This is a genomic window from Geodermatophilus amargosae (genome assembly GCF_900116515.1).
Taxonomy (GTDB): Bacteria; Actinomycetota; Actinomycetes; order Mycobacteriales; family Geodermatophilaceae; genus Geodermatophilus; species Geodermatophilus amargosae.
The window spans coordinates 34359-52941 of sequence record NZ_FPBA01000016.1; the positions used below are offsets into that span (position 1 = coordinate 34359).

Annotated in this window: 22 protein-coding genes and 3 pseudogenes; 12 read left to right on the plus strand and 13 right to left on the minus strand. The window is 76.0% G+C overall.

Features of this window, described 5'->3' with window-relative positions; translation table 11 throughout:
* Positions 1 to 69 precede the first annotated feature (69 nt).
* Together BM414_RS31445 and BM414_RS30945 are read right to left on the minus strand one after the other, a co-directional pair.
* A pseudogene (locus BM414_RS31445) lies at positions 70 to 210 on the minus strand (Mut7-C RNAse domain-containing protein); the annotation flags it as partial.
* Positions 211 to 236: 26 nt separating this feature from the next.
* The gene (locus BM414_RS30945) at positions 237 to 488 is read right to left on the minus strand and encodes a hypothetical protein (RefSeq protein ID WP_093581828.1); all 252 of its coding nucleotides are present in this window, start codon (positions 486 to 488) and stop codon (positions 237 to 239) included.
* Between the two features lie 140 nt (positions 489 to 628).
* Here BM414_RS30945 and BM414_RS18805 point away from each other — a divergent pair, with 140 nt between their 5' ends.
* The 3 genes from BM414_RS18805 to BM414_RS18815 all read left to right on the plus strand — a co-directional run bounded on the left by BM414_RS18805 (position 629) and on the right by BM414_RS18815 (position 2611).
* On the plus strand, positions 629 to 1147 hold the full coding sequence (locus BM414_RS18805; protein ID WP_093581830.1) for a VOC family protein: 519 nt from the start codon (positions 629 to 631) through the stop codon (positions 1145 to 1147).
* Positions 1148 to 1221: 74 nt separating this feature from the next.
* On the plus strand, positions 1222 to 2025 hold the full coding sequence (locus BM414_RS18810; protein ID WP_093581832.1) for an SDR family NAD(P)-dependent oxidoreductase: 804 nt from the start codon (positions 1222 to 1224) through the stop codon (positions 2023 to 2025).
* A 22-nt stretch (positions 2026 to 2047) separates the two neighbouring features.
* Positions 2048 to 2611, plus strand: coding sequence for a GNAT family N-acetyltransferase (locus BM414_RS18815; RefSeq protein ID WP_217644809.1), 564 nt, complete (start codon positions 2048 to 2050; stop codon positions 2609 to 2611).
* Here BM414_RS18815 and BM414_RS18820 read toward each other — a convergent pair.
* On the minus strand, positions 2595 to 3041 hold the full coding sequence (locus BM414_RS18820; RefSeq protein WP_093581834.1) for a rhodanese-like domain-containing protein: 447 nt from the start codon (positions 3039 to 3041) through the stop codon (positions 2595 to 2597). The two genes, BM414_RS18815 and BM414_RS18820, sit on opposite strands and share 17 nt — an antisense overlap.
* A 127-nt stretch (positions 3042 to 3168) precedes the next feature.
* On the opposite strand from BM414_RS18820, the gene BM414_RS18825 reads away from it, so the two are divergent.
* Together BM414_RS18825 and BM414_RS18830 are read left to right on the plus strand one after the other, a co-directional pair.
* Complete coding sequence (locus BM414_RS18825) at positions 3169 to 3834, plus strand: GntR family transcriptional regulator (protein WP_425432362.1); 666 nt, start codon at positions 3169 to 3171, stop codon at positions 3832 to 3834.
* Entirely contained in the window at positions 3818 to 4840 is a 1023-nt protein-coding gene (locus BM414_RS18830; RefSeq protein WP_093581838.1) for a 1-aminocyclopropane-1-carboxylate deaminase, read from the plus strand. The genes BM414_RS18825 and BM414_RS18830 overlap by 17 nt, the downstream gene beginning before the upstream one ends.
* On the opposite strand, the gene BM414_RS18835 is transcribed toward BM414_RS18830, so the two are convergent.
* The 4 genes from BM414_RS18835 to BM414_RS18850 form a co-directional block, all read right to left on the minus strand.
* Positions 4819 to 5277, minus strand: coding sequence for a hemerythrin domain-containing protein (locus BM414_RS18835; RefSeq protein ID WP_093581840.1), 459 nt, complete (start codon positions 5275 to 5277; stop codon positions 4819 to 4821). The genes BM414_RS18830 and BM414_RS18835 overlap by 22 nt on opposite strands.
* A gap of 176 nt (positions 5278 to 5453) precedes the next feature.
* On the minus strand, positions 5454 to 6152 hold the full coding sequence (locus BM414_RS18840) for a serine aminopeptidase domain-containing protein (RefSeq protein WP_093581842.1): 699 nt from the start codon (positions 6150 to 6152) through the stop codon (positions 5454 to 5456).
* Entirely contained in the window at positions 6149 to 6388 is a 240-nt protein-coding gene (locus BM414_RS18845; protein WP_245784826.1) for a hypothetical protein, read from the minus strand. Before BM414_RS18845 ends, BM414_RS18840 begins: the two co-directional genes overlap by 4 nt.
* 6 nt (positions 6389 to 6394) lie before the next feature.
* On the minus strand, positions 6395 to 7417 hold the full coding sequence (locus BM414_RS18850; RefSeq protein WP_093581846.1) for an NADP-dependent oxidoreductase: 1023 nt from the start codon (positions 7415 to 7417) through the stop codon (positions 6395 to 6397).
* Positions 7418 to 7518: 101 nt separating this feature from the next.
* On the opposite strand from BM414_RS18850, the gene msrA reads away from it, so the two are divergent.
* The 4 genes and pseudogenes from msrA to BM414_RS31845 form a co-directional block, all read left to right on the plus strand.
* The gene (msrA, locus tag BM414_RS18855; RefSeq protein ID WP_093581978.1) at positions 7519 to 8172 is read left to right on the plus strand and encodes a peptide-methionine (S)-S-oxide reductase MsrA; all 654 of its coding nucleotides are present in this window, start codon (positions 7519 to 7521) and stop codon (positions 8170 to 8172) included.
* A gap of 80 nt (positions 8173 to 8252) precedes the next feature.
* A complete protein-coding gene (locus BM414_RS18860; protein ID WP_093581848.1) occupies positions 8253 to 9170 on the plus strand; it encodes a haloalkane dehalogenase in 918 nt (305 codons plus the stop codon).
* Between the two features lie 11 nt (positions 9171 to 9181).
* Positions 9182 to 10297: a class I SAM-dependent methyltransferase gene (locus BM414_RS18865; protein ID WP_093581850.1), complete on the plus strand. Its 1116-nt coding sequence runs from the start codon at positions 9182 to 9184 to the stop codon at positions 10295 to 10297.
* A 70-nt stretch (positions 10298 to 10367) separates the two neighbouring features.
* Positions 10368 to 11470: pseudogene (locus tag BM414_RS31845) on the plus strand (methyl-accepting chemotaxis protein); the annotation flags it as partial.
* Between the two features lie 38 nt (positions 11471 to 11508).
* Here the strand turns inward: BM414_RS31845 and BM414_RS31850 are convergent.
* A complete protein-coding gene (locus tag BM414_RS31850; RefSeq protein ID WP_425432363.1) occupies positions 11509 to 12051 on the minus strand; it encodes a GNAT family N-acetyltransferase in 543 nt (180 codons plus the stop codon).
* Positions 12000 to 12494: a phosphoribosyltransferase gene (locus tag BM414_RS18880; RefSeq protein ID WP_093581854.1), complete on the minus strand. Its 495-nt coding sequence runs from the start codon at positions 12492 to 12494 to the stop codon at positions 12000 to 12002. The genes BM414_RS31850 and BM414_RS18880 overlap by 52 nt, the downstream gene beginning before the upstream one ends.
* 205 nt (positions 12495 to 12699) lie before the next feature.
* On the opposite strand from BM414_RS18880, the gene BM414_RS18885 reads away from it, so the two are divergent.
* The gene (locus tag BM414_RS18885; RefSeq protein ID WP_281246762.1) at positions 12700 to 13119 is read left to right on the plus strand and encodes a DoxX family protein; all 420 of its coding nucleotides are present in this window, start codon (positions 12700 to 12702) and stop codon (positions 13117 to 13119) included.
* Here the strand turns inward: BM414_RS18885 and pucL are convergent.
* The 4 genes and pseudogenes from pucL to uraD form a co-directional block, all read right to left on the minus strand.
* Complete coding sequence (gene pucL, locus BM414_RS18890) at positions 13035 to 13940, minus strand: factor-independent urate hydroxylase (RefSeq protein ID WP_093581858.1); 906 nt, start codon at positions 13938 to 13940, stop codon at positions 13035 to 13037. The genes BM414_RS18885 and pucL overlap by 85 nt on opposite strands.
* 55 nt (positions 13941 to 13995) lie before the next feature.
* Positions 13996 to 14667 (minus strand): annotated as a pseudogene (locus tag BM414_RS18895) (arginase family protein); the annotation flags it as partial.
* Between the two features lie 237 nt (positions 14668 to 14904).
* A complete protein-coding gene (gene uraH / locus BM414_RS18905; protein ID WP_093581862.1) occupies positions 14905 to 15222 on the minus strand; it encodes a hydroxyisourate hydrolase in 318 nt (105 codons plus the stop codon).
* On the minus strand, positions 15219 to 15719 hold the full coding sequence (uraD, locus tag BM414_RS18910; RefSeq protein WP_217644810.1) for a 2-oxo-4-hydroxy-4-carboxy-5-ureidoimidazoline decarboxylase: 501 nt from the start codon (positions 15717 to 15719) through the stop codon (positions 15219 to 15221). The genes uraH and uraD overlap by 4 nt, the downstream gene beginning before the upstream one ends.
* Positions 15720 to 15764: 45 nt before the next feature.
* Between uraD and aceB the strand changes: the two genes are divergently transcribed.
* Positions 15765 to 17348 carry a malate synthase A gene (gene aceB / locus BM414_RS18915; RefSeq protein WP_245784827.1) on the plus strand — a complete coding sequence of 528 codons (1584 nt, stop codon included), beginning with the start codon at positions 15765 to 15767 and terminating at the stop codon, positions 17346 to 17348.
* Positions 17348 to 18571 carry a DUF6986 family protein gene (locus BM414_RS18920; RefSeq protein WP_093581866.1) on the plus strand — a complete coding sequence of 408 codons (1224 nt, stop codon included), beginning with the start codon at positions 17348 to 17350 and terminating at the stop codon, positions 18569 to 18571. The genes aceB and BM414_RS18920 overlap by 1 nt, the downstream gene beginning before the upstream one ends.
* Positions 18572 to 18583: the final 12 nt, after the last annotated feature.

Below are 18583 nucleotides of genomic sequence, written 5' to 3' on the forward strand. Positions count from 1 at the left end.
CCCGGGGAGCCGGCGTCGCGCTCGCTGGCTCCTGGTGATCCGGCGGGCGCGCTCGACGAGGGCGTCGATGCGGCGGGCGTGCGCGCCGCGCCAGTAGAGCCGGCACCGGGGGCAGCGGGAGAACTCCGTGGCGGTGTGCCGGGTGCCGGGCTGCAGCTCGCCGGCCACCTCGGCGGCGTCGACGGCGACCGGCACGCCGTTGCACGCCGGGCAGCGGGCGCGCGGTCCCCCGGGGACTACGCGGTGTCCAGGCCGAGCAGCCGCATCCGGCGGGCCAGGGTGCCCAGGCCGACGTCGAGCAGGAAGCCGCCGGGCGGCACCGGCCGGGGCCGCGGCGCGGGGCGGGCGGCGAGGGTCGCCCCGGGGAGCGGAGGGGCGTCGCGCGGCACCGGGACGCCGTCGACGAGCAGCGTGCCCACCTCGGTCAGCGGGACGCCGGCGGCCTGCACGAGGTGGCCCACGGTCGTGTCGGGGTCGGCGGCCAGCACCCGTCGCCCGGGCCGGGCGGTCGCGGGCCGGCAGCAGCGGCCGCAGGACGTCGTCGCCCGTCACCGTGACCCTCCCCACGGGGCAGCCCCACCTCGACGAGATACTTGAGCGTTCATCGAAATGGGCGCACACTGGGGACATGCCGGTCCAGCGCCTCAACCACGCCGTCCTCTACGTCCGCGACGTCGAGCGCAGCACCGCCTTCTACCGCGACGTGCTCGGCTTCCGGGTGAAGGTGGAGATCCCCGGCCGGGCGGTGTTCCTGCAGGCCGAGGGCTCGACCAACGACCACGATCTCGGCCTGTTCGCCGTCGGCACGGGCGCCGGCCCCTCGCAGGCCGGCCGCGCGACCGTCGGGCTCTACCACCTGGCCTGGGAGGTCGACACCCTCGCCGAGCTCGCGCGCGTCCGGGACGCGCTGGTCGCCGCCGGGGCGCTGGTCGGCGCCTCCGACCACGCCACCACCAAGGCCCTCTACGCGCAGGACCCCGACGGGCTGGAGTTCGAGGTCTCCTGGCTGCTGCCGGCCGACCTGATCGGCGACGACGTGCGCGCGCAGGCCATGGCGATCCGCCCGCTGGACCTCGACGCCGAGATCGCCCGCTACGGCGCGCAGACCCGCGGCGGCCTCGGCGTCTCGGTGCCGCTCCCCGCCTGAGCGCAGGGGTCGGACCCCACCGGACCGGGCATGACCCGGGGCGACCGCAGCCGCGACCGACCCCGGGAGCTCCCGTGACCCTGCCGACCGCCCGTCCCCTCGCCCTCGTCACCGGTGCCTCGAGCGGCATCGGCCTCGAGCTGGCCAAGCAGTTCGCCGAGCACGGCTACGACCTGGTCGTCGCCGCGGAGGACGACGAGCTCGACGCCGCCGCCGAGACGCTGCGCGGACTCGGTGCCGCCGTCTCCCCCGTCCGCGGCGACCTGACCAGGTACGAGGACCGCGAGCTGCTCGTGGCCGCCTACCGCGGCTCGGGCCGGCCCCTGGCCGCCGCGGCCATCAACGCCGGCGTCGGCGTCGGCGGGGCGTTCGTGGACACCGACCTGGACGCCGAGCTGGGCATCGTGGCGCTCAACTGCGGGTCCACGGTGCACATCGCCAAGCGGGTCGCGCAGGACATGGCCGCCGAGGGCGAGGGGCGGATCCTGTTCACCTCCTCGGTGGCCTCGCAGGCACCCCAGCCGTTCCAGGCCGTGTACGGCGCGAGCAAGTCCTTCGTGCAGCACCTGGCGCTGGCGCTGCGCGAGGAGCTCTCCGACCGCGGCGTGAGCGTCACCGCGCTGCTGCCCGGGCCGACCGACACCGAGTTCTTCGACCGCGGCGACCTCACCGACACCCGGATGGGCGCCACCGACAAGAAGGACGACCCCGCGCTGGTCGCCCACCAGGGCTTCGAGGGCCTCATGAAGGGCGAGGCGTCGGTGTTCGCCGGGTCGGTCGCCAGCAAGGCGATGGGTCGGCTGTCCGCGCTCACGCCCGGTAACGTCGCGGCCAAGCTCAACCGGAAGATGACCGAGCCGGGCTCGGGCGGGAGCTGAGCCCTCCGGCACGATCGGGGGCGTGACCGGACCCGTCGAGGTGCCCGCCGGCCCGCTGCTGCTGCGTCCGTGGCGGGCCGGTGACGCCCCGGCGGTCCTCGTCGGGCTCACCGACCCGGTCGCCCGCGTGTGGAGCGACCCCGGCGGGCTGAGCACGCTCGACGACGCGCGGGCGTGGGTCGCGCGCCGCGCCGACCGGAGCAGCGGGCGTCACGCCGGCTGGGCCGTCGTCGACGCTGCCGGCGGTGGGCTGGTCGGCTCGGTCAACGTGCACGCCATCGACCGCGAGCAGGGCGACGCCGAGATCGGCTACTGGACGGTGCCCGCCGCCCGGGGCCGCGGGGTGGCGCCGATCGCCGTCGACGCCGCCGTCCGCTGGGCGTTCGCGTCCCTGCCGGTGGACCGCATCGAGCTGGTGCACGCCGTCGAGAACACCGCCTCCGGCCGGGTGGCCGAGAAGGCCGGCTTCACGTTCGAGGGCCGGCTGCGCCGCTCCTACCGGTACGGCGACGGCGTGAAGCACGACGAGCTGCTGTGGGCGCGGCTGGCCGACGACGACGACCCCGACCTCAGCACCCGCAGCTGACCGCCCGCGGGGCGGTGAGCGGGTCGACGTCCGGGCGGCGGAGGCCGTCGGCGGTCTGCACCGGCAGCCCCTCGCGGGCCCAGTACTCGAAGCCGCCGATCATCTCCCGCACCCGGTAGCCGAGCAGCGACAGCGCCAGCGCGGCCCGCGTGGCGCCGTTGCAGCCGGGGCCCCAGCAGTAGGTGACCACCGGGACGGACCGGTCCAGCTCGGCCTCCGCGCGCGCGGCGACCTCCCGGCCGGGCAGGTGGACCGCGCCGGGGACGTGCCCCTGGTCCCAGGCCTCCCGGCTGCGGCTGTCGAGCAGCACGAAACCCGGGGTGCCGGACTCCAGCGCGGCGTGCACGTCGCTGACGTCGGTCTCCACGGCCAGCCGGCGGGCGAAGTGCGCGGCGGCGTCGGCGGGGTCGGTGGTCCAGTCGCTGGTCACGACGCCGATCGTGCGGCCGGTCGCCGTCCCGGCGTGAGGCCCGGCCCTGCCACCGACCGCACGAGAACGGCCTGTATCGCTCCGTCGGCTCTTGACTCGGACGGATCTGACATCTGAGATGTCAGCTGTGACCGCACCGCTCGCCCCCGTCGGCCGGGTGCTGCTGCGCGACGAGGCCCTGGTGCGGATCCGGACGGCGATCGTCAGCGGCGAGCTGGCGCCGGGATCGGTCGTCAAGGACGCCGACCTCGCCCTCCGCCTGGGCCTGTCGGTGGCCCCGGTGCGCGCCGCGCTGGCGCGGCTGGTCGACGAGGGGCTCGTCGAGGCCAAGCCGCAGAGCCACACCCGGGTCACCCCGCTGCGGCCGCGGCAGGTGCGCGACGCCGCCGTCGTCGTCGGGGCGATGCACGGGCTGGCCGCCCGCGAGGCCGCCGGACGGACGACCGCCGACGACGTCGCCGTCATGCGCGCGGCCAACGAGCGGTTCGCCGCGGCGGTGGACGCCGGCGACCTCGACGCCGCGCTCGCTGCCGACGACGACCTGCACGCCGTCCTGCTCGCCCGCGCCGGCAACAGCGCGCTGACCGCGACCGTCGAGCGGTTCACGCCCACGATCCGCCGGCTGGAGCGGGCCCGCTTCGCCGCGGCACACGGCCGGGAGTCCGTCGTCCTGCACGACCGCCTGATCGCCGCCTGCGCGGCCGACGACGTCGACGCCGCCGTCGCCACGACCACCGAGATCTGGACGGCGCTGCTGTCCGAACTGGAGGAGACCGATGACGAGCCTCGCTGACTTCCCCCGCACCCCGCTGCTGTTCGGGCCCTCGCCGGTGCACCGGCTGGACCGGCTCACCGAGCGCCTGGGCGGGGCCGCGGTCTGGGCCAAGCGGGAGGACTGCAACTCCGGCATCGCCTACGGCGGCAACAAGACCCGCAAGCTGGAGTACCTCGTCGCCGACGCGCTGGCGCAGGGCTGCGACACCCTGGTCTCCATCGGGGGGGTGCAGAGCAACCACACCCGGCAGGTGGCCGCCGTGGCCGCGCACGTCGGGCTGTCGTGCGTGCTGGTGCAGGAGAGCTGGGTGGACTGGCCCGACGCCGTCTACGACAAGGTCGGCAACATCCTGGTCAGCCGGCTGGCCGGCGCGGACGTGCGGCTGGTCAAGGCCGGGTTCGGCATCGGGTTCAAGGAGAGCTGGGAGACCGCGCTCGCCGGGATCGAGGCGCGCGGCGGCAAGCCCTACGCCATCCCGGCCGGCGCCAGCGACCACCCGCTCGGCGGGCACGGCTTCGCGAACTGGGCGCTGGAGGTGGCGCAGCAGGAAGCCGAGCTGGGCGTCTTCTTCGACACCGTCGTCGTCTGCTCGGTCACCGGGTCCACGCAGGCCGGGATGGTCGCCGGGTTCGCGCTGCTCGAGGAGCAGGGCGGCCGGCCGCGGCGGGTGCTCGGCATCGACGCCTCCGCCAAGCCCGCCGAGACCCGCGACCAGGTGCTGCGCATCGCCCAGCGCACGGCCCGGGCCATCGGCGTGCAGCGCGAGCTGTCCCTCGACGACGTCGAGCTCGACGAGCGCTTCCACGGCGGCGTCTACGGCATCCCCGACGAGGCGACGATCCGCGCGATGGAGACCGCGGCTCGCACCGAGGGCATGGTCACCGACCCCGTGTACGAGGGGAAGTCGATGGCCGCGACGATCGACCTGGTCGGCCGGCGCGAGATCGACCCGTCGTCCACGGTGCTCTACGCCCACCTCGGCGGCCAGCCCGCGCTCAACGGCTACAGCGCGCTGTTCTGCTGAACCAGCAGCGTCGCCGGGCCGGGGAGCCGGTCCAGGGCGGCCGCGATCCGGCGCTCCTCGAAGGAGAAGTGCGACTCGACGATCGCGGCGAGCCCGTCGAGCTCCCCGGCCAGCCGGGGTGAGGTGCCCGAGGCGGCGAGCTCGCCGGCCAGCTCCTCGACGCGGGCGAGGATGCCGGAGATCCACACGTGGTCCTCGGCCATCTCGTCCAGCACCGACGCGAGCTCGGGGAAGCGCTGCGCCAGCGCGGGGAAGGCGCCGGCGTCCTCGCCGGTGTGGTGCGCGGTCAGCGCGGCGCAGAAGGCCAGGCAGTGCGCCGCCAGGGTCCGGCGGACGTCCGGGCGGGCGCCGGTGGCGGCCGCCGCCTGCAGGGCGCGCAGGTCGGCGCGGAGCGAGTCGTGGATGCGGCGCAGCTCCGCGCCGAGGGGAGAGGTCATGCGGGGTCCTGTCCAGGGGAGGTGCGGGGGAGGGGCGGGGACAGGACGATGCGGGCGGGCCGCGGGCCCGCCGCGGGCTCACCCGGCGGCCGGGGACCCGATCCGTGCGCGGCGCGAGGCCGGCCCGGCAGTCACGGCCGGGGACGCTAGCGGCCGCGGGGCCTCCCGGGCAACGCTCAGAGCGGGACGGCGAGGCCCTCCGGCGGCGGCGCGTCCAGGGCGGCGCGGACGTCGCGGGGCATGGGACCGAGTCCGGCACCGGCCAGGACGACGTCGCGGACCAGCGCGTGCCACCGGCCGACCGCGCGCACCATCCCGTGTCCGCCGGGCAGCGTGAAGCGGGCGACGGGCACGCCGGCCCGGTGCGCGCGGACGGCGAAGTCCTCCGACAGCCGCGCGGGCACCCACCGGTCGCCGCGGCCGTGCGCCAGGACGACGGTGCGCCCGCGCAGGTGGGCGACCGGCTCGCCCGGCGGCGTCCACGGCGCCAGCCCGCAGACGGCGGTCACCGACGGGTCGCCGCCGGCGCGCAGCACCGCGCGGCCGCCCATCGAGTGCCCGACGAGCACCACCGGGACGTCACCGTGCCGCTCGCGCACCTGGTCCAGCGCCCACCGGACGTCGGCGTGCGCGTCGGCGGCCGCGCCGTTCCACCCGGCCACGCGGTAGCGCACCACGTACGCCTCGACGCCCCGGCCGGCGGCGGCGCGGGACACCGCCTCCTGGATCGCGCGCATCCGGACCAGGGACAGCGCCCGGTCCCGGGGCGGCTCCACGCTGGCCACGGTGCCGCCGTGCGCGAAGACGGCCACCGCGCGGGTGGGCGCGGTCGCCGGGGTGTGGTCGAGAGCCGGGACCCGGGACGCCGTCGTCACCGGCGCCGGCGGCCGCCACCGCGCAGCCGGGCGCGCGCCCGGTCGCCGAGGTCGCCGGCCTGCAGGAGCGCCCGGCTGACCGGGGTGGAGCCGCCGCGCCGCTCGAGGGCGTGCCCGACCCGCCGGAGCAGTCCGGTGGCGAGGGGGACGAGCACGGTCACGATGAGCCAGACGCGCAGGCGCCGGGTGAGGAAGAGCCACATGGACAGGCCCTGCCCGGCACCCGGGACGCGCAACCGTGCTCAGTCGGGATCGGGGGCCAGCCGGACGACCATCTTCCCGGTGTTGGCGCCCTTGAGGAGGTCGAGGAAGGCGGGGACGGCGTTGTCCAGGCCCTCGTAGACGGTCTCCCGCACGACCAGCTCGCCCGAGCGGATCCAGCCGGACACCGTCTCGGTGAACTCGGCGCGCAGGTCGTCGTGGTCGCCCACGAGCAGTCCGGTCACCGCGAGCCGCTTGCTCACCATGAGCGCGCTGAAGTTCTTCGGCCCGGGCACCGCCTCGGTGGCGTTGTAGCCGGAGATCGACCCGCACAGCGCCGCCCGGCCGTGCACGTGCAGCGCGCCCAGGGCGGCGTCGAGGTGCTCGCCGCCCACGTTGTCGAAGTAGACGTCGATGCCGTCGGGCGCGGCCTGCGCGAGCAGGTCCTTCACCCGCCCGTCGTGGTAGTCGAAGGCGCCGGTGAAGCCGATCTCGCGCAGCCAGGCCACCTTCTCCGGGCTGCCGGCGCTGCCGATCACCGCCGAGGCGCCGCGCAGCCGCGCGAACTGGCCGACCGCGCTGCCCACCGCCCCGGCCGCGCCGGACACGAAGACGGCGTCGCCCTCGCGGAAGGCGGCCACCCGGAACAGCCCGGCGTAGGCGGTCTGCCCGGGCATCCCGAGGATGCCGAGGGAGTAGGTGAGCGGCAGGTCCTCGGTCGCCGGCAGCTGCCGGACGGCGCGGGCGTCGAGGACGGCGACGTCGCGCCAGGCGGCGTCGGTGAGGACGAGTGCCCCCTCCGGGACGTCGGGGGAGCGCGACTCGACGACCCGGCCGACCGCGCCGCCCTTCATCACCTCGCCGACCTCCCACGGCGCGGCGTAGGAGGGGCCCAGCCGCATGCGCCCGCGCATGTAGGGGTCGACCGACATCGCGACCATCCGCACCACCACCTGGCCCTCGGCGGGGTCGGGGTGCTCGACCTCGACCAGCCTGAAGTCCTCGGGGGTGGGCTCGCCGTGGGGACGGGCGGCCAGGTGCCACTCGCGGGCGGTGATCGGCACGGGGCGCTCCCTGCGTCGTCGGGTGGGGGTCCGCAGGTGATCCTGCCGCCGCTGCGACGGCGGCGGCCCGCCGGGTGGCGCGCCCGTCCTACGCTCGGATCATGTTGTTCTCCCGGTACAAGACCCAGCCGGTGACGCAGGACGACGCGCTGCCGGGTCGCCCCGACGCGCTGCCGCACGTCCCGGAGACCCACGCGGTGAACGGCAACCGCATCCAGCCGCCGTTCCCGGAGGGGATGCAGACCGCCGTCTTCGGCGCGGGCTGCTTCTGGGGCGTCGAGAAGGTGTTCTGGCAGGTGCCCGGCGTCTACTCGACCGCCGCCGGCTACGCGGGCGGCTACACGCCCAACCCGACCTACGAGGAGGTCTGCTCGGCGCGCACCGGGCACACCGAGGTCGTCCTCGTCGTCTTCGACCCCGCCGTCGTGAGCTACGGGGAGCTGCTCAAGGTGTTCTGGGAGGACCACGACCCCACCCAGGGCATGCGCCAGGGCAACGACGTCGGCACCCAGTACCGCTCGGCGATCTACTTCGGGACGCCCGAGCAGGAGGCCGCCGCCCGCGCCAGCCGCGACCAGTACCAGGAGCGGCTGAAGGCGGCCGGCTACGGCGACATCACCACCGAGATCGCCCCGCTCGGCGAGTTCTTCTACGCCGAGGACTACCACCAGCAGTACCTCCACAAGGTGCCCAACGGGTACTGCCCGGTGCACTCGACGGGCGTGAGCTGCCCCGTCGGCCTCCCCGGCGTCTGAGGGACCAGGGGCATAGGAAGCTCTCCCCACGTCCTCACGGCGAGAACGTGGGGATCGCTTCCTATGCCCGAGGGGTCTGCATGGACGTCGTCCGCACGCCGGGGGAGCGGTTCGCCGCGCTGCCGGACTTCCCGTACCCGCCCACGTACGTCACCTTCGACGGCGGCGACGGCACGATGCTGCGGGTCGCGGTGGTCGACACCGGGCCGGCCGACGGCGAGGTCGTGCTGCTGCTGCACGGCGAGCCGTCGTGGTCCTTCCTCTGGCGCCGGGTGATCCCGGAGCTCACCGCTGCCGGGCTGCGTGTCGTCGCGCCCGACCTGGTCGGCTTCGGCCGCTCCGACAAGCCCACCGACCCGGCCGCCTACAGCTACGCCGCACACGTCGAGTGGATGCGGCAGACGCTGTTCGAGGGCCTCGGCCTGGTCGGCGTCACGCTCGTCGGGCAGGACTGGGGCGGGCTCGTGGGGCTGCGGCTGGTGGCCGAGCACCCCGACCGGTTCGCGCGGGTGGTGGTCGCCAACACGGGCCTGCCCACCGGCGACACACCGATGAGCGAGGCGTTCCTCGCCTGGCAGCGCTTCGCCACGACGGCGCCCGCCTTCGACGTCGGCCGCGTCGTGTCCAACGGGACGGTCACCGCCCTGCCGCCGGAGGTGGTCGCCGCCTACGACGCGCCGTTCCCCGACGAGGCCTCCAAGGCCGGCGCCCGTGTCTTCCCGAGCCTCGTCCCGACCGCGCCCGACGACCCCGCCGCGGCGGCGAACCGCGCCGCCTGGGAGGTGCTCGCGCGCTGGGAGAAGCCCCTGCTCACCGCGTTCTCCGACTCCGACCCGATCACCGGCGGCGGGGACCGGGTGTTCCGGCGGGTCGTCCCGGGGGCGCAGGGCATGCCGCACACCACCCTGCGCGGCGGCGGGCACTTCCTGCAGGAGGACGTCGGCCCGGAGCTCGGCCGCGTGGTGGCCGCGTTCGTCGCCGCCACTCCGCGTCCCTGACAGCGGCAGAGATGGCCATCTCTGCCGCTGAGCTGCTCGCCGAGCTGAGGAGGGAGCCCGACGTCGAGGCGCCGGACCTGGTCGCCGTCGACGCCACCGACCGGCTGCTGCTCGACACCGCCGAACGGCTCCCCGAGCAGCGGGTGGTCGTCGTCGACGACGCGTACGGGGCGCTCACCCTCGGCGCGGTCGCGGCCGGGGCACGGGACGTCCGCGTGTCCCAGGACCTGCTGGTCGGGGAGCAGGCGCTGGCGCTGAACGCCGGGCGCAGCGGCCTGACCGGCACGTACCGGTCCGCGCCGCTGGACGCCGGGCTCTTCGACGGCGCGACGCTCGTGCTGGCCCGCGCGCCGCGCGCCCTCGACGCGCTGCGCGAGCTCACCGAGCTGGCCGCCGCCACGGCCGACCCCGGCGTCACCGTGCTGGTCGGCGGGCGGGTCAAGCACATGACGCTCGGCATGAACGACGTGCTGCGGGCCGGGTTCACCGAGGTCTCGGCCACCCTGGCCCGGCAGAAGTCGCGGGTGCTCGTCGCCCGCGGGCCGCGGCCGGACGTGCGGTCCTCCTTCCCCCGCTGCCGGCACGACGACGCCCTGGACCTCGACGTGTGCGCGCACGGCGCCGCCTTCGCCGGCACGCGCGTCGACGACGGCACCCGGCTGCTGCTCGGCGCCCTCGACGGTGCCGGCCAGGACGCGCGCACCGCCGTCGACCTGGGCTGCGGCACCGGTGTGCTGGCCGCCGCCCTCGCCCGCTCCCGGCCGGACCTGACGGTGACCGCCACCGACCAGTCGGCCGCCGCGGTCGCCTCGGCGCGGGCCACGCTGGCGCGCGCCGGGCTCGACCGGGTGCACGTCCTGCGCGACGACGCCGCGTCCACCCTGCCCGACGGCAGGGTGGACCTCGTCGTCTGCAACCCGCCGTTCCACCTGGGCACGGCCGTGGTGACGGCGGCCGCGGACCGGCTGTTCACCGCCGCGGCGCGGGTGCTGCGGCCCGGTGGGGAGCTGTGGACGGTCTACAACAACCGGCTGCCGCACCGCGCGGCGCTCCGGCGCATCGTCGGCCCGACCCGCGTCGCCGCGAACGACCGCCGGTACACCGTGACGGTGTCGGCCCGCACGTAGCCACGTGCTTCCGCCGTAGTCGGTCCACCGGGTGCCGAAGGACCTCAGGACGGTGTCCGCCGTCGCCCCCGCCGAGCAGACCGACGTGCGCCGCTCCGGCCGCGACCTCCCCGCCGCGCGGGCCGCCTGTCCGGAGTTCGCCACGGCCTTCGGCGTCCTCGAGGACCAGCTGCCGGCCGTGGGCGCCGCCGTCGACGCGGAGGCCGACGCCGCGGCCCGGGCCGGCGAGGACCAGCGCGCCACCGCGGTCACCCTCGCCCTCGTCGTCGCGGTCACGGGCGTCCTCGTCCTGGCCGCCCTCGGCTGGGCGGTGACCCGCTCGGTGGTGCGGCCGCTGCGCCGGGTCGGCGCCGTGGTCGCGGCGATGGCCGACGGCGACCTGCGCGGCACCAGCGGCCTGACCAGCCGGGACGAGGTCGGCCGTATGGCCACCGCGCTCGAGGACTCCCTGGCGCAGGTGCGCGGCGTCCTCGCCGCGATCGGCACGACGACGGCGACGCTCGGCGCGGCCGGGGAGCAGCTGTCGGCGGCCGCCGCGGAGATGGGCACGCGGGTCGGTGAGTCCTCGTCCCGGACCGGTGCGGTGGCCACGGCCGCCGCCGACGTGTCGCAGAGCGTGCAGACGGTCGCGGCCGGCTCGGTGCAGATGGGCTCCTCGATCCGCGAGATCGCGCGCAACGCCACCGAGGCGCGCGGGTGGCCGGCGAGGCGGTGGCCGTCACCGCGATCGCCGAGCAGACCAACCTGCCCGCGCTCAACGCCACCATCGAGGCGGCGCGGGCCGGCGAGGCGGGAAAGGGCTTCGCCGTCGTCGCCGACGAGGTCGAGCAGCTCGCGCAGGGGACCGCCCGGGCAACGCAGGACATCACCGCGCGGGTCGAGGCCATCCAGGCCGACACGGGCAGCGCCGTCGCCGCGATCGGTGAGATCACCGCGATCATCGGGCTGGTCGACGACTCCCAGGGCACCATCGCCGCCGCGGTCGAGGAGCAGACGGCGACGACGGCGGAGATGGACCGCAGCGTCGCGGCCGCCGCGGCCTCGGTGGGGGAGATCGCCGCCGACGCCGCGGAGGTCGCCACCGCGACGGCGGCCGCGAGCCGCGCGGTGGGGGAGGCCCGGTCCGCTGTCGAGGAGGTCACCCGGACGACGGCCGAGCTGGCCGGGGCGGTCGCCCGATTCCGCTACTGGAAGGACCCCCGTGCCCCCCACTACTCGCAGGATCGCAGCGGGACCCTGCACGGGGCCGCCGGGCCACTGGTCCAGAGGGTCAGCGCGTACACCGGCTCGTCGTCGGCCATCTCGCCGGTGGGGACGAAGCCCAGCGACCGGTAGAACGGCGCCGGGCTCCCCTCGCCCTCCACCAGGCTCACCCTCAGCACGCCGACGCCCTGCGCCCGGACGTGGTCGGCGACGGCCGCCACCACCTGCCGGCCGATGCCCTGCCCCTGCGCGGAGGCGTCGACCATCAGCCGCCACAGCATGTGCCCGAGCTCCTCGGGTGAGTCCCAGAGCATCACGAAACCGACCAGGCGGCCGTCGGAGCGCACCGCGCGGCACCAGGCCTGCGGGTACACGTACGCCTCGGCGAGGGACACCGCGTTCGGCGCGACGAGGTGCTCCTGGCCGGGCGCCACGCGCAGGTCGCACACCGCGCGGACGTTCTCCGGCGTGATCGGCTCCAGCTCGACGGCGGCCACGGCTAGTGGGCGGGGCGGCTGCTGCGCGTGCGCACCGGCGGCTGCGAGGACCACGGGAAGTCGATCCGCGCGTCGGTGCGGCGCCACACGTAGTCGCACGTCACCAGCGACCGGGACTTCTCGTAGACGACGGCCGTCCGCACCGAGGAGACGTAGCCGGCGCAGAAGTCGCGGACCAGCTCCAGCGTCTTCCCGGTGTCGGCGACGTCGTCGGCGACGAGCACGTTCGCGCCGGTCAGGTCGACGGCGTCCAGCGTCGGCGGCAGCACCACCGGCAGGTCCAGCCGCTCGTCGACGCCGGTGTAGAACTCGACGTTCATCACGAAGAGGTTCTTCACGTCGAGCGCGTAGCCCAGCGCGCCGCCGAGGAAGAGGCCGCCGCGGGCGATCGACAGGATCAGGTCGGGCTCGAAGCCGTCGTCGGCGACCTGCTGGGCCAGCTCGCGGGCCGCCGTGCCGAACAGGTCGTAGGTCAGGACCTCGCGCTCGTCGCCCACGGCGGCCGATGGTGCCAGGCGGCCACCCGCAGGACGGCGAGCGGGTAGTGATCAACCAGATAGTTGACGATGACGGCGGCGCTGGCCACGGTTCATCAACCAATCGGTTGAACGAGCTCAGGAGCGCGACACGACCAGCACCTCGTTCCCCAGGACCTCCGCCGGCGGCCGCGCCGGGACCGTCACCCTCTGGACCGGCCAGGCGCTGCTCGCCGCGGTCTTCGCCGGGGCCGGCCTGACCAAGCTGGCCGGCGACCCCGCCATGGTCGAGATGTTCGCCGACGTGGGGGCCGGTCAGTGGCTGCGGATCCTGGTCGGGGTCTGCGAGGTCACCGGTGCGGTCGGGGTCCTGGTGCCCCGCCTCGCCGTCGCCGCCGCGAGCGGGCTGGCCCTGCTCATGGTCGGGGCGACGGTCACCGACCTCGCCGTCCTGCAGGCCAGCCCGGTCCCGTCTGCCGCACTGCTGGTCCTGGCCGTCCTCGTCGCGTGGGGCCGCCGCACGACGACGCAGCGGTCCTGGCTCTCCGGTCCCCGGACGGTTCAGCAGAAGCCGGGCGTGCCCAGCCAGGCGACCTCGGCGGGCGGGACGTCGTCGCGCAGCACGCTGCCCTCGATGAGGCCGTAGGGCCGGTCGTCGGCGTGGTAGACCACGGCGCCGTCCGGGCCCGGGGTGTTGTCCAGGCCGTACGCCGACAGGTCCTGCAGGAAGTGGTGCCGGTTCGGCATCGACATCCGCACCTCGGCGACGTCGCCGAAGCGCTCGAGCACCGCCTCGCCCATCGCGTACAGCGTCTGCTGCAGGGCGAGGGAGTGGGTGGCGGCGAAGGTCTCGAGCAGCGTCGTCCGGACGCCGTCGTACACGCCCGACCAGTCGAGGTCGGCCGACGTGTAGCGCCAGCGTGCGGTGACCGCGGTGGCCAGGACGCGGTCGCGGGTCTCGGCCAGCGTCGTGTACCGGTCGCGCGGGAAGCCCCAGAACTCCGAGCCGGTGGTCTTGAGGACGACGAGGTCGGTGAGGCCGGCCAGCACGTGCACGTCGTCCCCGTCGGCGGTGACCACCGCCGTCCGGACCTCCCCGCCGGGGCGCCGGAAGGCGTGCTCGTGCGGCTGCCCGCCCACGGCGATCCGCTCCCAGCCGTAGGACTCCACGGCCACCCGGGCGCCGGTGATCCAGTCGTAGGAGCCGGCGAGGTGGCGGGCCAGGCGCAGGCCGAAGGCCTCCGGCGAGCCGACGCCGTCGCGGGCGAAGGCGAAGACGGTGTTCTTCTGCGCGTCGGTGGTCAGGACGTGCGCGTTGTCGCCCGCGGTGTGGGCGGCGGCGAAGTCCCCGCGCAGGGCGGTGCTGACGTTGAGGTCGACGAGCTCGTGGGACGACTCGCTGCGGTCGACCGCGACGACGCGGACCTCCGCCTTCCCGTACTGGTTGGGTCCGAGCACGATCGCCATGCCCCGCAGCCTGCCCCACGCGGGTTGCGGGGGTGTTGCACGTGGAACCGGCGGGTCAGCCGAGGGCGGCGGCAAGGTGTCCGGCGAGCCGGACGACGTCGCGGCCGCAGGTGCCGTCCGGGTCCTGCTCGGGGTCGTGGACCGCCACGCTCCAGCCGGCGCACCCGGGCACCTCGAGCGTGCCCAGCAGGTCGGTGAGCCCGTCCCAGCGCAGTCCGCCGGGGTCGTCCGGGACGCCGGGCAGCCCCTGGGCGGGGAAGACGACGGGGTCCAGGACGTCGAGGTCGACGTGCAGCCACCACCGGGGCGCCGCGCCGGCCACGTGCTCCGCCGCGTCCCGGCCGGCCACCCGCGGGACGGCCGCCACCTCGTCGACGTCGCGGAGCCACACCCCGGCGTCGCGCAGCGAGCCGACGGCGAAGCGCGCCCGCCAGTCGCGGTCGCGCGTGCCGAGCACCGCCAGCGCCGCCGGGTCGAGGACACCGCGGCGACGGGCGAGCGGCCCGGTGAGCAGCCGGCCGGTCAGCCCGAGAAGCAGCCCGACCTCGGTGTTGGCCGCCTCGCCGTCCTCGGAGACGTCCAGCGGCACCGCGTCCTCGTGGCCGTCGACGAACACCAGGCCGGCGGTCCCGGCCACGGTCCGCAGGCCGGCGACCGATCCCAGCAGCAGAGCCCAGTCACCGCCGTGGACGACCGGGAAGCGGCCGGCGGCGACGGCCGCGCGACCCGCGCGGCGAGCCGGTCGGTGGCCGCGACCAGGGCCGGCTCGTCGAGCAGGCCACCGGCGGGGCCCCGCTCCGCGACGGGCCCGGGGATCTCCAGCAGGGTGTCGCGCGCAGGGGAGCCGAGGGCCGCGGCGAGCCCGGCCCGGCGCAGGGCACCGGCGGCGAGCGCCTGGTTCCCGGGCCGGCCGTAGCCGTCGAACGGCACGCCGACGAGCTCGACCTCGGGCACGGCCCTCCCGTCAGCTGCCGCGGTAGGTGGAGTAGGCGAACGGGGAGAGCAGCAGCGGCACGTGGTGGTGGGCGGCCGGCTCGGTGACGGCGAAGGTCAGCGTGACCTCCGGCCAGAACGCCGTCGTCCCGCGCGCCCCGAACCACGCGCCGGTGGCGAACACCAGCCGGTGCGGCCCCGCGGCGGTGGACTCCTCGGTGAGCCGGCAGCGGCCGTCGTCGTCGGTGACCCCCTCGGCGACGACGTCGTCACCGGCCAGCAGCCGGACGGCGATCCCCGCCGCCGGCCGCCCGGCGACGGCGTCGAGCACGTGCGTGGACACGCTCATGCGTCGACCAGCCCCTGCACCCGCAGCTCGGTGATCTGCGCCAGCTGCTCGACCACCTCGGCCCGCTCGGCGTCGGGGTCGTTGTCCAGGCGGCGGCGCAGCTCGGCGAGCATCTCCTCCGGAGACCGGCCGGCCGCGCGGATCAGGTAGACGTGCCCGAAGCGCTCCTCGTACGCGCGGTTGCCCTCGACGATCGCGGCGCGGGTGTCGTCGTCGGCGCCGCCCACCGCGCCCTGCTCGCGGCGGGAGGCCTGCGCCTCGGCCGAGGAGCCCTCCACCCGGTCGCCGATCCGCGGATGGGTGGCCAGCGCCAGCTGCACCTCGTCCCACGGCAGGCCGCGGGCGACCTCCCCGGCGCGGCGGACCAGCGTCCCGGCGTCGGGGAAGGGGCGGGCGGCGACCAGCTCGGCGGCGAAGCGCGGGGCGGCGTTGCAGCCGCGCAGCGCCTCCACGGCGGCGTCCGCGGGCTCGCTGTTGAACTCGTCCAGGCGGGACACGGTGACAGGATGGCAGCCCATCCGTGCCGGCGAAGGGGACCAGCAGTGAGTGACGTGCGCGTGGAGGGCCCCGAGGTCGAGCGGGCCGGGGAGGTCCTCACGCCCGAGGCGCTGGAGTTCCTCGCCGACCTGCAGCGCCGCTTCGGCCCCCAGCGCGACGCCCTGCTGGCCGCCCGGGCCACCCGGCGGGCCGAGATCGCCACCGCCCGCTGGCTGGACTTCCGCCCGGAGACCGCCGACGTGCGCGACGGGGACTGGCAGGTGCCCCCGCCGCCGCCCGGCCTGGTCGACCGCCGCGTGGAGATCACCGGCCCGACCGAGCAGAAGATGGCGGTCAACGCGCTCAACTGCGGCGCCGACGTGTGGCTGGCCGACCTCGAGGACGCCAACACCCCGCACTGGCGCAACGTCGTCACCGGGCAGCTGGTGCTGCGCGACGCCGTCCGCCGGCAGCTCGCCTTCTCCACCCCCGAGGGCCGGGAGTACCGGCTCCGGGACGACGGCGACCTGCCCACGATCGTCCCGCGCCCCCGCGGCTGGCACCTGCCCGAGCGGCACCTGCTGGTCGACGGGCAGCCGGCGGTCGGCGCGCTGGTCGACGCGGGGCTGTACCTGTTCCACAACGCCGCCGAGCAGCTCTCGCGCGGCAGCGGCCCGTACTTCTACCTGCCGAAGATGGAGGGCCACCTCGAGGCGGGGCTGTGGAGGCTGGTCTTCGACGCCGCCGAGCGGTCGCTGGGGATCCCCGAGGGGTCGATCCGCGCCACGATGCTCGTCGAGACCATCCCGGCCGCCTTCGAGATGGAGGAGATGCTGCACGCGCTGGGCAGCCACGCCACCGGTCTCAACGCCGGCCGCTGGGACTACCTGTTCAGCGTCATCAAGGTCTTCCGCGAGGCCGGGCCGGAGTTCGTGCTGCCCGACCGGGCGGCGGTCACCATGACGGCGCCGATGATGCGGGCCTACACCGACCAGCTGGTCGCCGTCTGCCACCGCCGCGGCGCCATGGCCATCGGCGGCATGGCCGCGGCCATCCCCAGCCGCAAGGACGCCGAGGCCAACGAGCGCGCGCTGGCGAAGGTCCGCGAGGACAAGACCCGTGAGGCCGGCGACGGCTTCGACGGCTCCTGGGTGGCCCACCCCGACCTCGTCCCGGTCTGCCGCGAGGCCTTCGACGCCGTCCTGGGCGACCGCCCCAACCAGCTCGACCGGCAGCGCCCCGAGGTGTCGGTGACCGCGTCGCAGCTCCTCGACGTCGCCGGCGTCCCGGGCGGGCGCACGCTGGCGGGTCTGCGGGCCAACGTCGAGGTGGCGATCCGCTACCTGGCGGCGTGGCTGGGCGGCAACGGCGCGGTCGGCATCCACGGCCTCATGGAGGACGCCGCCACCGCCGAGATCAGCCGCTCGCAGGTGTGGCAGTGGGTGCACGCCGGCGTCGAGCTCGACACCGGCGAGACGGTGACCGAGGACCTGGTCCGCCGGGTGGTCGCCGAGGAGGTCGAGAACATCACGACGGGCATCGGCGAGCTGCCGCACCTCGACGACGCCCGGCGGCTGTTCGAGCAGGTGGCGCTGGCCGACGACTTCCCCGACTTCCTCACCCTGCCCGCGTACGAGCTCATCAGTTGATGCTCGGCGACGACGTCTACGCCGAGCTGGACCGCCGGCTCGCGCCGGTCGACGCCGCCCGCGCGGCCGCCTACCCCGGCGAGCGGCCGGGCCGGCAACCGGTGCACACCTGCTACGTCCCGGTCGACGCCGTCGTCCCCGGCCTGGCCGCCCGGTGGGGCGCCGCCGCCCTGGAAGCGCTCGACGAGCACGGCCTCCCCGACCTGGGGTACGACGCCGGCCTGCTCGAGCAGGTGCTGCCGCGGGTGCGCGCCAAGCTCGCCGCCGAGCCGGTCGAGGACCTGCGGGTCGACGCCGAGGACGGCTACCGCGGCCGTCCCGAGGAGGAGGACGACGACGTGCGCCGGGCCGCGGCCGCCGTCGCCGCGGACCTCGCCGACGGCACCGCCCCGCCGTCGCTCGGCATCCGCGCGAAGTCGCTGGAGGGGCCCACCCGCCGCCGCGGCGTCCGCTCGCTCGACCTCTTCCTGTCCGCCTCCCGCGTGGGGAAGGCCACCGTCGTCCTCCCCAAGGTCACCGACGTCGAGCAGGTTCGGGCCTTCCTGCCCGTCCTCGACGCGCTGGAGGACGCGCACGGCGTCGCGCTGGACCTGGAGCTGCAGGTGGAGACCCCGCAGGCGGTGCTCGGTGCCGACGGCGGGGTGACGCTGGCCCGCATGGTGCACGCCGCCGGCCCGCGGCTGACCGGGCTGCACCACGGCACCTACGACTACAGCGCGGCGCTGGGCATCGCGGCGGCGCACCAGTCCTCCGACCACCCCGCGCTCGACCTCGCCAAGCAGCTCATGCAGGTCGCCGTCGCGGGGACCGGCGCGCGGGCGGTCGACGGGTCCACCAACCTGCTGCCCGTCGGTCCCCGCGAGCAGGTGCACGCCGGCTGGCGGGTGCACGCCGGGCTGGTCCGGCGGGCGCTGGAGCGCGGCATCTACCAGGGCTGGGACCTGCACCCCGCACAGCTGGTCACCCGCCACGTGGCCACCCAGGCGTTCTTCCGCGGCGCACTCCCGGCGGCCGCCGCGCGCCTGGCGGCGTACGTGGAGCGGGCCGACGCCGGGGTGCTCGACGAGCCGGCCACCGCGCGGGCGCTGGCCGGGGTGGTGGTGCGCGGGCTCGACTGCGGCGCCGTCGACGCAGACGAGGTCTCCGCCGCCACGGGCCTGGACCGGGCGACCCTCGACGCGCTGTCCGGACGGGGTCCGGCACGCCCGGGGGGCAGCGCTTAGGCTGCCCTCCGT